The sequence below is a fragment of the Chitinimonas sp. genome, from assembly GCF_041904975.1.
Lineage (GTDB): Bacteria > Pseudomonadota > Gammaproteobacteria > Burkholderiales > Chitinimonadaceae > Chitinimonas.
This window is the reverse complement of sequence record NZ_JAYRLZ010000134.1, coordinates 1-11,370: the sequence shown is the minus strand read 5'-3', so window position 1 is coordinate 11,370 and position 11,370 is coordinate 1. Positions and strand designations below refer to the sequence as shown.

At 61.7% G+C, this 11,370-nt stretch carries 12 protein-coding genes; 5 read left to right on the top strand and 7 right to left on the bottom strand.

The window, feature by feature from the left end:
• Positions 1-653: response regulator (locus ACE3OH_RS13145; RefSeq protein ID WP_374353404.1), on the top strand; the 653-nt coding region annotated here is incomplete at its 5' end.
• A gap of 42 nt (positions 654-695) precedes the next feature.
• Here ACE3OH_RS13145 and ACE3OH_RS13140 read toward each other — a convergent pair.
• On the bottom strand, positions 696-1,166 hold the full coding sequence (locus ACE3OH_RS13140; protein WP_374353401.1) for a DUF4442 domain-containing protein: 471 nt from the start codon (positions 1,164-1,166) through the stop codon (positions 696-698).
• Positions 1,167-1,373: 207 nt separating this feature from the next.
• Between ACE3OH_RS13140 and phaC the strand changes: the two genes are divergently transcribed.
• A complete protein-coding gene (gene phaC / locus ACE3OH_RS13135; protein ID WP_374353398.1) occupies positions 1,374-3,146 on the top strand; it encodes a class I poly(R)-hydroxyalkanoic acid synthase in 1,773 nt (590 codons plus the stop codon).
• On the opposite strand, the gene ACE3OH_RS13130 is transcribed toward phaC, so the two are convergent.
• Positions 3,147-3,368 carry a hypothetical protein gene (locus tag ACE3OH_RS13130; protein WP_374353395.1) on the bottom strand — a complete coding sequence of 74 codons (222 nt, stop codon included), beginning with the start codon at positions 3,366-3,368 and terminating at the stop codon, positions 3,147-3,149. It abuts the gene before it with no gap.
• 73 nt (positions 3,369-3,441) lie between these two features.
• A complete protein-coding gene (locus ACE3OH_RS13125; protein WP_374353390.1) occupies positions 3,442-3,771 on the bottom strand; it encodes a DUF2185 domain-containing protein in 330 nt (109 codons plus the stop codon).
• A 123-nt stretch (positions 3,772-3,894) separates the two neighbouring features.
• Between ACE3OH_RS13125 and ACE3OH_RS13120 the strand changes: the two genes are divergently transcribed.
• Entirely contained in the window at positions 3,895-4,146 is a 252-nt protein-coding gene (locus ACE3OH_RS13120; protein WP_374353387.1) for a hypothetical protein, read from the top strand.
• A 52-nt stretch (positions 4,147-4,198) separates the two neighbouring features.
• On the opposite strand, the gene ACE3OH_RS13115 is transcribed toward ACE3OH_RS13120, so the two are convergent.
• Positions 4,199-4,456, bottom strand: a complete 258-nt coding sequence (locus ACE3OH_RS13115; protein WP_374353384.1) for a hypothetical protein — start codon at positions 4,454-4,456, stop codon at positions 4,199-4,201.
• On the bottom strand, positions 4,431-5,339 hold the full coding sequence (locus ACE3OH_RS13110) for a hypothetical protein (protein ID WP_374353381.1): 909 nt from the start codon (positions 5,337-5,339) through the stop codon (positions 4,431-4,433). Before ACE3OH_RS13110 ends, ACE3OH_RS13115 begins: the two co-directional genes overlap by 26 nt.
• A 216-nt stretch (positions 5,340-5,555) precedes the next feature.
• On the opposite strand from ACE3OH_RS13110, the gene ACE3OH_RS13105 reads away from it, so the two are divergent.
• Complete coding sequence (locus tag ACE3OH_RS13105; protein ID WP_374353378.1) at positions 5,556-6,404, top strand: ParA family protein; 849 nt, start codon at positions 5,556-5,558, stop codon at positions 6,402-6,404.
• Positions 6,405-6,519: 115 nt separating this feature from the next.
• Complete coding sequence (locus ACE3OH_RS13100) at positions 6,520-7,599, top strand: Hpt domain-containing protein (protein WP_374353375.1); 1,080 nt, start codon at positions 6,520-6,522, stop codon at positions 7,597-7,599.
• Between the two features lie 42 nt (positions 7,600-7,641).
• Here the strand turns inward: ACE3OH_RS13100 and ACE3OH_RS13095 are convergent, their stop codons facing one another.
• Positions 7,642-7,857: a hypothetical protein gene (locus ACE3OH_RS13095; protein WP_374353372.1), complete on the bottom strand. Its 216-nt coding sequence runs from the start codon at positions 7,855-7,857 to the stop codon at positions 7,642-7,644.
• Positions 7,858-7,870: 13 nt separating this feature from the next.
• The coding region (locus tag ACE3OH_RS13090) for a response regulator (RefSeq protein ID WP_374353369.1) at positions 7,871-11,370 on the bottom strand (3,500 nt) is incomplete at its 5' end.

Sequence of the window (11,370 nt, the reverse complement as noted above, 5' to 3'; positions counted from 1 at the left end):
TGGAATTGCCCTGTCAGCCCGGCCAGGTCAGTCTTGCCAAGCCGCCCGCCAGCAGCGCAGCGATATTGCACGGCCGGGTGTTGTTGGCAGAGGATAGTGCGCTGACAGTGGATTTTCTGTCCATGCTCCTGGCAAGCTGGGGCCTGCAGCTGGATACGGTCGGTGATGGTGAAGCTGCGCTGGCTGCGTGCGCCGGCCTATCCTACGACTTGGTACTGATGGATATGCAGATGCCCCTATGCGACGGCATTACCGCAACCCGGCGGCTGCGCCAGGCGGGGCAGCAGCTGCCCATTATCGGCTTGACTGCCAATGTACTTTCGGAAGATCAGCGCGCCTGTATCGAGGCCGGTATGACTGCGGTGCTGACCAAGCCGATCGATCCTGGTCGCCTTTATGCGGCGCTGGCTGGTTTGCTGAGCGCGCCTTCGCCGCATAAAACCGGCATTCTGGCCATGGACAGGCCGCGCATTGCGCAATTTCGCAGCTTGCTGGCCGCAGATCAGGTGGCGTCGCAAGCCTGGCTCGCTAGCAATATCGATGCCTTTGGCCTGCCCGAGCCTGCCTGGCTGCCGCGTTTGCGCGAGCTGGTCGACAATTTCGATTTTGCCGCTGCTTTGCAGCTCGTCAATGCAGGCATCGCGCAGCCATAGCCGCTTGCCGGCCGCTTTGGCGTCGCTGTCTGCAAGTGTGGTCTAGCTGGTCGCGCCGCTGCCGCGCTTGGCCGGTTTCTTGCGGATATACAAGGTCTTTGTCACTTGAGCGACCACCGTGCCCTTGCTATCGACAATATCGACAATGAACTGCGGCAGATACTTGTCGCCGCCGGCAGTATTGGCGCGGATATCGGCGAGGATGGTGTCATCAAGCCGAAAGCGTGCTGTCACGGTGCCGCGTGCCGGGGCGATGAACTGGATGGCGGCATGCTGATCCCACACATAGTAATCGCGCCCCAGTATGGTCATCAGCATCAGCATGTACCAGGCATCGGTCATGGCAAACAGGCTGCCGCCGAAATGGGTGCCGACATAGTTGCGGTTGTACCAGCGCAAGCGCAGCTCGCAGTCGACCTCGCGGTAGTCGTCGCTGACCCGGGTGGCATGGATGCCGGTCAGCAAAAACGGTGGCCAGATATTCATCATCAGGCGGAAGTGGCTGGCTTTCATGACAGGACCCTGGGTGTTTGCGATTGTTCAGCATACCAAGCAAGCGCTTGGTATTCAAATGGGTGATGCTAGCTGGGCATAGTAGCCAGATACGCGCGCCGGCCAGAAGCCGATTTCGCCTGTACGAGCATTTGCCGCCTGGAAACCGTGTGAGCAGACAAGGGCCAACTACACTGCTTGAATTGGCGGGCACTTCGGGGAGCAGGTATGAGCACGGCACACGATCGTCTGGGCGAGTGGCAAGGCTTGATGCAGCGCTGGCAGCAGTATCTGGTCAAGCAGTCGACCGAGGCATTGCGTCCCGATGGCCCCAAAGTGCAGATTCCCGATCCGGACAGTATCCGCCATGCTTTCGAGGCTTGGTGGCAGGCGGCCTTGCTGCATCCAGCGCCTTTGATCGCGGCGCAACAAGACATGTGGCAGGACTATGGCGCGCTGCTGCAGCAGTCCATGCGCCAGTTCTGGCTGGGCGAGCCGGCACCGGCTGCCATGCCCGATAAGCGCTTCAAGGATGAAGCCTGGTCGAATCACCCGGGCTTTGCGCTGCTCCGCCACAGCTACCAGCTGTTTGCCCGGCATATCCAGTCTGGCGTCGCCAGCGTGGACGGACTGGATGCGCATACCGCCGAAAAAGTTGCTTTTTACACCCGCCAGCTGGTCGATGCACTGGCACCCGGCAACTTCGCCGTCAGCAATCCGGTTGTGATGAAGGCAACACTGGAAAGCGGCGGCGAGAACCTGATCAAGGGGCTGGCGCATTTGCTGGAGGACCTGGAGCAAAGCGGCGGCCAGCTGATGCCGCGCATGACCGATCCCGATGCCTTCGAGCTTGGCGTCAATATCGCCGCGACCCCGGGCAAGGTGGTGTTCGAAAACACCCTGATGCAGCTGATCCAGTACCAGCCAGTGGGGGAAACGGTGCACCAGACGCCGCTCCTGGTGGTGCCGCCATGGATCAACAAGTTCTACATCCTTGATCTGAAACCGAAAAATTCCCTGATCAGATGGCTGGTCGAACAGGGGCATACGGTCTTCGTCATTTCCTGGATCAATCCCGATGCCAGCCTGCGCGACAAGGGTTTTGAAGACTATATGCTGGAGGGCCCGCTGGCCGCGCTGGACGCGATCGAGGCGGCGACTGGCGAGAAAGTGGTCAATGCTGCCGCCTACTGCATTGGCGGCACCTTGCTCGCCTCCACCCTGGCCTATATGGCTGCAGGCAAGGACAAGCGCTACCCGGCCAGGCGCATCGCCTCCGCCACCTTGTTCACCAGCCTGATCGACTTCAGCCAGCCCGGTGAGTTGGGGGTGTTCATTGACGAGGCCCAGCTGGCGAACATCGACGCCTATCTCGAGCAGACCGGCTATCTGGACGGCCGGCAAATGGCCGGGGTATTCAATTTGCTACGCGAGAACGATCTGATCTGGAGCTTCGTCATCCAGAACTATCTGCTTGGCAAGGAGCCGATGGCGTTCGATCTGCTGTTCTGGAATAGCGATAGCACGCGCATGCCTGCCGCCATGCATCGCTTCTATCTTCGCAAGATGTATCTGGAAAATGCCCTGAAAGACCCCGGTGGCGTGATGCTGGCCGGTGTGCCGATCGATATGCGCCGGATAAAGACGCCGGCGTATTTCGTGTCGACCCGCGAGGATCATATCGCCCCGTGGCAGTCGACCTATGCCGGCGCGCGGCTGTTTGGCGGGCCGGTGCGCTTTGTGCTCGGTGGTTCCGGCCATATTGCCGGCATCGTCAATCCGCCGGCGGCGCACAAATACGGCTATGCCAGCCATGCTGCCTTGCCGGATACGGCTGAGCAGTGGCTGGCAGGCAGCGAAGCGCATGAGGGCTCGTGGTGGCTGGATTGGGCGCAATGGCTGACGCCCTTTCACGGCAAGCCGGTGGCCGCGCGCCAGCCCGGCGCCGGGCGCCTGCCGGCAATCGAGGATGCGCCGGGGCGCTATGTCAAGGCGCGCTGATCAGGCGTGGCCCGCGGTGATCGCATAGGTGCACAGCACCTGTGCGCCGCCCTGGTTCAGCGGAACCAGCATGCCGTTTTCGGTCAGCAGGATATGTGGTGGTGCATCGTCGGCAAGCGTGCCGGTCGGGTTATACAGACACCAGCCTTCCTGATGCTGGGCAACAATGCCCGGGGCAAACTGGACACCGGCTTGAACGGCACTGACAAAATCGGGAAACATGAATGCGCTCGCAAAAACAGGGTGAATACCCGATGCAAGATGGGGCCATGGCCCCGGCATTCAAGCGACGTCGTTATTCGCTGACATCGTAAAACACCCCGTCGTCGCCCTTGTCGAAGGCGGCGCCAACTGGCGAATCGAGCAGGGCAATGATGGTTTCATCGCAGTTGGCCAGGTAGTTGAGGTCGAGCACCGAAAAGTGCTTGGGGTTGTCGATATAGCGGTCGTCCTCGCTGCCGGCAAAAAAGCGCCAGCCGCTGTCGTCATCGTCTTCCGGCTCGTCGCGGCACATATAGCCGACCGACTGGCCTTCCACCGTGATCAGATCGGTGGCCACGCACAGGCCCTTGCCTTGCACCAGCGGTTGAAGGTCAGCAGATTTGAATCGATAGCGCTTTTGCATGGCGTGCTCCCGGTAAGAAGGGCGTGAGCATACCGCGCAATCGGCCGGCCTGTCGCCGCTGGGGCTGAGCTGCTGCGTTTGCCTGACTTGAATATATAAGCGGTCAATTGTACGATTGTCCCAATGACAACGTACTATTACACCCCGGCCGAAACCAGCGTCGTGCTGGATGCCCTCAGTCAAGGCAGTCGGCTCTACTCCGCAAATGACTGTGATATGGCCTGGATCGAGCAGGCCAACGGTGCGCGCCAGCCACTGCAATGGTCATTATTCGAACAGCTGATCCAGACCGGCAATCTGCTGCCCCTGCCTGAAGCAGGCCGCACCCGCTGGGCGCTGCCGGACAATCTCGGCTTGCTGCGCTATACCGGCTGAATTTGCTGATGGCGTGCGCACGATGCTGCCACAGCATGCCTGCGCAGCTTGCTCAGTCGCTTGCGCTGGCAGTTTCGCCCGGCGCAAGCCAGGCCACGGCGGCTTGCCAGGCTAACCAGGCGAGATGCGTGTCGTCCGACCAGTAGTCATCGCCACATTCGCGCTTGCTGTGCTGGCGCCAGTCATAGGCCAGACGCTGTGCGCGGGCTTCCTGGGTATCGGTATTCAGCCCCAGTGGATAGCCGTCGCTGTCATAGCCCCAGGTGAGCGAGGCTGCCCAGGCTTCAAACGCTTGCCGGCTGCTTGCCATTGCCATTCACGCCCCCGGCGGCGCCCTGGGCGCTCGGGTCGAGCTGGTCGACAAAGGCTTGCAGGCGCGAGAACAGCTTGCTCCAGTCGATCTGACCAAGCGCCTGTCCCTGTCCATCCTTCAGCGCCAGCTTCAGGCCGCCAGGAACCACGCCGGCCGGCTGGTCGCCGCGCGCATGGCGCACCAAGGCCAGTGGGCTGCTTTGCCCGGACGGAGGTTCGATATGATCAAGCAATTGCCCGGCCGTCCCGGCGAAATCGAGCTGCACGGGCTTGCCGGATTGGCTGCTTGCTTGGTCCAGCTCAACCGAGCTGTCGATTTGCAATTGCGCATCAAATTCGAATTTACGTCCGTCAGCCGTGGTGATCGTACCGTGGCCGGCCACGCCCAGACGCTGCTCACTGCGCAGCGAGGCTGAAGTTTGCAGCTGCTCGCTGCCATCGCGTCCCTTGCTTCTGGCGCTACTGAATGATGCCGATTCCGCACTGCTCGCCTCATACGACAGCCGATCGAAGCTGATCTGTACCTTGTCGGCATCGGCCTTGCCGACAATGCCGAGCAGCGATAGCGCCTTGCCGGTGAAGGAGCTTAACAACTGCTGCGCCAAGCCAAAGCCGGCGGCACCGACTGTGTCTTGATCCTTGCCTTGCTCGCTTTGCTGCAAGGCCTTGGCTTGGGCGGAAATGCTGACCGGTTGTTCCGGCTGGTCCGGATCGGTCGAAAAGCGCCGGTCCGGCTGGGAGATGACATGCTTCTGGATATGCTGCAGTTGCTGGCTGGCCGAGCCGCTGGTGCTGCCACGGGTGGCGGACTGACCGAGCTGCTGGAGAAAGCTGAGCGAAGTGGGTGTCATGATGGCCGGCGCGCTGAGAGGGGTAAGCAAGCTCATCGGCAGCAAGTTCGCTAACTTGAAAATTATTTGCACAAGCAGGTTCGGCGCAGTGTTCTGCGCACGGCCAGGTCAGGATGCGACTTGCCTGCCGGAGCAGCAGCTGCATCGATAATCCGGCAAATTCAATGATTTGGCGCGTGTTTTCTTGTTTCGGCGCCGGTTTGCGGCTAGTACTCGATACAGACATCCAGCTCAGGCCGCGACACCATGCAGACCATTGCCGTGTTCAATCAGAAGGGCGGAGTGGGCAAGACCACTACGGCGTTGAATATCGCTGCGGCGCTGGCGATGAAGCTGGCGCGGCCCCTGGTGATCGATCTCGATCCGCAAGGGCATCTTTCCGCACTGTCTGGCGTGCAGCCCCACGATTCGGCTGGCAGCATCTACGGCTTTTACCGCGATCATCGACCCTTGTCACAGCTGATCTATAGCGGTTTGCGGCGCTGGGACACCATTGCTGCCCACCTTGATCTCGCCAAGGTCGACACCCAGTTCGGCAAGGGGCCCAATGTGCTGGCCCGTCTCAAGCTCGGTCTGCAGCGCGAGCAGTTGGCCAGCCAGCGCCCGGTGCTTATCGACTGCTCACCGATGCTGGGGGTGTTGTCACTGTCGGCGATTTTTGCGGCCGACCGGGTACTGGTGCCGGTTTCGGCCGACTATCTGGCGGTAAAAGGGGCCTTGCAGGTGGAACGTACCCTCAATGCCCTGGCGCCGGTGCTCAAGCAGCGTATCGTGCGGCGCTATGTTTTGACCCGGTTTGATAGCCGGCGGCGCATGTCCTGGGATATTGATCGCTCCCTGCGCGATCATTTCGGTGCCGAGTTGTGCGAGACGCGCATCGCCGAGAATGTGGCGGTGGCCGAAAGTCCGTTTGCCGAAAAAGATATATTCGAGCATGCGCCGGGTAGCCGTGGCGCACAGGACTACCAGGCGTTGTACGATGAGCTGAGCGCGGCCGACTTTCTGCCTGCTGCGGCGCAGTCCGATCAGTTCAGCGAGGCATCCGCCCTGGTGGCACAGCTGGTGCGCAAGGTGGCGGGAGCTGGTACTGTCTAGCGCCGACGTGGCGCCGCCTGGCTTGCAAGGCGTGCCTTTGCCACGCGACCCAATCAACACTGCCTGAATCGCGCGCTTGCGGAGCTGCTGGCCCGGCAAGCGCCACTGGATCGATATGAGCGCTGCGGACGTCGACTTCTCGCTATTGAACGATGTCATGACCGAGGTCGGCGAGCATCTGCCGCTCCTTGAGCGCGAATTGCATCAGCTGGTCAGCCAGCCGCAGTCCAGTGAATTGCTGGCCAGCGCGTTTCGCCGCGTTCATACCGTCAAGGGCGATTTCGGTTATTGCCGGGCCCAGCCGATTGCCGAATTCGTGCATCGGCTGGAGAGCGTGCTGCAAAGCCTGCGCGAGCGGCGCTTCCTGTGCTCGGCCCTGGTGGCGGAAGCCTTGCTGCAAAGCATGGATCAGGTACAGGCGATGATGAATGTGCTGGCGCGCACCGGTGCCTTTGATCGTACCCCGCGCGAGGGCCTGTGCCGCCTGATCGAGCAGCTGGCGCAGGCGGGAGATCAGGCACAGGCCGATCAACTGGCGCGGCATATCCTGATGACTGCTCATGGCGAGTGGCTGGCAGAGCCGGGCGAGGTGCCGGCGTCGCGGCCCGATGCCGAGCAGATCGCGCGCGCCATCGCTTTGGGCGAGCAGCTTGCCGGGGCGCTGGCGCAGCGGGTTGCCGGCTGGCGCGAGCGTGCTGCCTTGCAGCGGCGCCTGGTTCTGGCGCTCAACCAGCACTACTTGCGACCGAGCGACCCCGATATCCTGACCATCGCTGTGCTGTGGCACGACGTAGGCATGCTTGCCCTGCCCGATGCCCTGTTTCGCAAGACCCCGACCGCCAAGTCCGTCAATTGGCCCGCCTATGCTGCCCACCCGGAAACGGCGGCACAGTGGCTGCTTGCCATTGCGCCCGGTTGCCAGGAGGCAGCGCAAATCATCGGACAGCACCATCTATGGGTAAGCCAGGGCGGCTTTTCCGCGCCTGACTATGCGGCTCCCCTGCACCAAGGGGCTTTGATGATTGCCTGTGCCGACCTGCTGCACGGCAAGGTGGCCGGCCTGCATGGCGAGGACTATCGGCGTGCGGTGCTGCGCACCGTATTCGAAGTGAATGGCGGGCTGGAAAGCCGCTTCGATGCGGCGCTGATCAACGCCTTTCAGGCAGTCGCGCGCGATTTTACGGCTCCGGTCTGATCAGCCGTCGGCTTGCCGCCTCCCTTGCCAAGGTGCCCTGCCTCAGTCGCGTTGGCCGACTATCAGCGAAATGGCGCCTTCCAGGTCAGTGCCTTCGCGGCCGGCTTGCTCGTCGAGGAATTTGGCCTCGACGATGCTGGCCTGGTGATACATCTGGCGCAGCTTCTGCTCGGCGTGAGCGAGGTCTACCGCCTGTATCACCAGATTGTCGACCAGCGCGCCGCTCTTGGTGCGGATGCGAAAACCGTACTTCTGCATGACTTGACTCCTGCTATCGCGCCGGCAGCCCGGCATCAAGCTCGGCCAGCAACGGTGCCAGCACGTGGTCCAGCGCTGCCAGCTGTTCGGCGATGTGCGCCGTGTCGCCCTGGGCGAGTGCGGCTTCCAGCGTTGCCGCGGCTGCCTGTACCCGGGTAGCGCCCATGCTGCCAGCGAGTCCTTTCAGGGTGTGGGCGGCACGTTCTGCTTCGACCAACTCCTTGGCAGCCACCATGGCACGCATGCGCTCGACCACGCCCGCTTCGGCACTACGGAAGCGCTCCAGCAGGCGCAGATACAGCGAGCGCTTGCCGCCCATATAGTGCAGGCCCTGCGCTACATCGAACTGGGTGAACTGGCTCAGATCGACTTCGACCGGCTGTTGTGCCGGTGCTGCCGCCGCCTCGCTGGTGGCCGGCTCTGCTTTGGCCAGCCAGCGCGCCAGCAGGCGGAAGAGCTGGTCCGGATGGATGGGCTTGGTCAGGAAGTCCTGCATGCCCTGTTCGAGGCAGCGGGTACGCACATCGCTGATGGCATGGGCGGTCAGCGCCACAATGGGCACCTTGTCATAGTCCGATAGTGCTCGCAGGATCTCGGTAGCCTGGTGGCCGTCCATCACCGGCATCTGCAGGTCCATGAAGATCATGGCGTAGCGCCCCGGCTCGGCACGGCGTGCCAGATCGACCGCCTGCTTGCCGTTCTCGGCGATATCAACCGCAATGCCGGCCATTTCCAGCAATTCGACCACGATCTGCTGGTTGATCGCATTGTCTTCGGCCACGAGCAGGCGCACGCCCGGATAATGGCCGATCGGCTCCATGGCCGTGGTCGCGGGATTGGCGCTCATGCTGGAAAATACCTCGGCAAGGGTGTCTTGCAAGACCGACGGACTGATCGGTTTGAACAGCAGGCCATCTGCACCGATGGTCTCGGCCTGGCGCTGCACATCGTCATGCCCGAAGGCGGTGACCAGGACCATCTTCGGCGGCGCGACCAGGTGCTCGCCGGTTTTGATGGCGCGGATCAAGGCCATGCCATCGAGCTCGGGCATCTGCCAGTCGGTAAACACGATCTGGTACGGAGCGCTGGCATCAGCCTGGGTAATGGCTTGCAGCGCGGTCGGGCCGCAATTGGCGGTATCGACCTGCATGCCGAATTCCGACAGGTTCTCCGCCAGTACCGCCCGCGCAGCAGCGCTGTCATCGACCACCAGCACCCGTGCATTGCGCAGGCCGCTCGGCAACGGTACCGGCGGTGTGGAGGCCGCCAGTTCGAAACGGATATCGAAATGAAATTGCGACCCGGCACCGGGCCGGCTGCTCACATGGATGGAGCCACCCATCAATTCCACCAGCCGGTGACAGATCGACAGGCCAAGGCCGGTGCCGCCGTATTTGCGGCTGGTCGAACCATCGGCCTGGGTAAAGGGCTGGAACAGCCTGGCTTGCTCCGCCTCGCTCATGCCGATGCCGCTATCGCTGACGGTAAAGCCCAGCAATACGGTATTGCCGCCGCTTTCCAGCACCTGGATATCCACCGAGATTTCGCCACCGCTATCGGTGAACTTGATGGCATTGTTGACCAGATTCACCAGGATCTGGCCAAGGCGATGCGGATCGCCGCGTAGTTGCCGCGGCACATCAGGCGCCACCATGAACAGATATTCGATCGATTTGTCGGACGCTTTCTGGCTGGTGACGGTGCCGACATTCACCAGCACATCGTTTAGCGCAAACGACACCACTTCGATATCGAGCTTGCCCGCTTCGATCTTGGAGAAATCGAGAATGTCATTGATCAATCGCAGCAAGGACTGCCCGGCACTATGGATCTTGCCGATATAGTCGCGCTGTTTGGGGCTGAGCTTGGTTTGCAGGGCCAGATGCGCCAGACCGATCACCGCATTCATCGGCGTGCGGATTTCATGGCTCATATTGGCGAGGAAATACGATTTCGCCTGGGTGGCAACTTCGGCCTTTTCCTTGGCGGCAACCAGGGCCAGCTCGGCTTCGCGGCGTGCGGTGACATCCTGTACCACCCACACCGTGCCCTCGGCCGGATTGGCCGGGTCGAGCAGCTTGCTATTGGACAGGCACCAGATGATCTCCCCATCCTTGCGCCGGTAATTGACATCGGCAAAGCTGTTCAGCGGCCGCTTGGTTTCGATCTTGCCATCGTCCGGCGAGTAAGCCGCCTCCTCAGCAAACAGCGCGGTGGCGGGCAGGCCGATCATTTCGCCACTCTGATAGCCGAACACTGCCTCGAAACTGCTATTGCAGCGGGCAATGCGGCCGTCCTTCAAGAATGCGATGCCGGTCAGGGCATTGTCGAGAATTGCTTCCTGCTCCTGCATGGCATGGCGCAATTCAGCGGTCCGCTCGGCAACGCTTTGCTCCAGCATGGCGTTATGCCGGGTCAGGCTGCGCACGCGCAGCCGATAGGCGCCGGCGAGCAGCAGCATGCTGCATAGAGCAAACAGGGAGCGGAACCACCAGGTGGCCCAGAACGGCGGAGTGATGGTGATGGCAAGGCTGCGGCTGGTCTCGTTCCACACCCCATCCTTATTGGCGGCCTTGACCCGGAATACATAATGCCCGGGGCCAAGATTGGTGTAGGTGACGAAGCGGCGTTTCGCGTCGGTATAGACCCAGTCGGTATCGAAGCCTTCCAGCCGGTAGGCATAGCGGTTTTGCTTCGGGTCGGCGAAATGCAGAGCGGAAAACTCGATGCTGAACACAGAGTCGCGGTAAGACAGGGTCAGGGCATCGCTGTGCTCGATGCGGGCGCTGAGTCCGATGCGCCTGGCTACTTCCGTTTCAGTGACAGAATGGTTGAATAACTGGAAATCGGTGATGGCGACTTGTGGTGCATGCGGGTTGCTGCGCAGCTGGCGCGGGTGAAAGGCGATCATGCCGCTGGGATTGCCGAAATACAGCGAACCATCGCGGCTTTGATAGGGCAGGCCGGAATAGCTGCCATCAAACAGGCCGTCCGCGCTGCCGAACTGGCGGAACTGTCCGGTCTCTGGGTCGAAACGGGCGATGCCGCGGGTGCAGGCCAGCCACAGGAAGCCGTCTTCGTCGTCAATGATGTATTCGACATTGTTTTCCAGCACACCAGCCGGATTGCGATAGGTAGTGAAGCGCACCTGGCCATCATTTCCAGCTTCCACCCGGCTCAGCCCGCCTCGGGCGCCGACCCAGATGCGGCCCTTGCGATCAACGAACACGCTGGATATCTGATCGCTTGGCAGCCTGTCGGTGCGATTGGGCTCACCGTGAAAATGGCTGATGCGGCCGCTGTTGCGATCGAGCAGATCCAGCCCGCCCCAGGTGGCCAGCCATAGCCGGCCATCGCGATCTTCGGCGACGACATTGACCAGATTGGAGACCAGGCTATCGGCGCGCGCGGCATCGTGCCGATAGCTGTTCAGCACGGTGCCGTCGGTGTCGAGCTGATACAGGCCGCCCAGGGTGCTGATCCACAGGCTGCCATCGCTTGATTCGAATACAT

Bases quoted from the DNA above. Each gene is read 5' to 3' on its own strand.
- ACE3OH_RS13140 (WP_374353401.1), bottom strand. From the start codon at position 1,166: ATGAAAGCCAGCCACTTCCGCCTGATGATGAATATCTGGCCACCGTTT.
- phaC (WP_374353398.1), top strand. From the start codon at position 1,374: ATGAGCACGGCACACGATCGTCTGGGCGAGTGGCAAGGCTTGATGCAG.
- ACE3OH_RS13130 (WP_374353395.1), bottom strand. From the start codon at position 3,368: ATGTTTCCCGATTTTGTCAGTGCCGTTCAAGCCGGTGTCCAGTTTGCC.
- ACE3OH_RS13125 (WP_374353390.1), bottom strand. From the start codon at position 3,771: ATGCAAAAGCGCTATCGATTCAAATCTGCTGACCTTCAACCGCTGGTG.
- ACE3OH_RS13120 (WP_374353387.1), top strand. From the start codon at position 3,895: ATGACAACGTACTATTACACCCCGGCCGAAACCAGCGTCGTGCTGGAT.
- ACE3OH_RS13115 (WP_374353384.1), bottom strand. From the start codon at position 4,456: ATGGCAAGCAGCCGGCAAGCGTTTGAAGCCTGGGCAGCCTCGCTCACC.
- ACE3OH_RS13105 (WP_374353378.1), top strand. From the start codon at position 5,556: ATGCAGACCATTGCCGTGTTCAATCAGAAGGGCGGAGTGGGCAAGACC.
- ACE3OH_RS13100 (WP_374353375.1), top strand. From the start codon at position 6,520: ATGAGCGCTGCGGACGTCGACTTCTCGCTATTGAACGATGTCATGACC.
- ACE3OH_RS13095 (WP_374353372.1), bottom strand. From the start codon at position 7,857: ATGCAGAAGTACGGTTTTCGCATCCGCACCAAGAGCGGCGCGCTGGTC.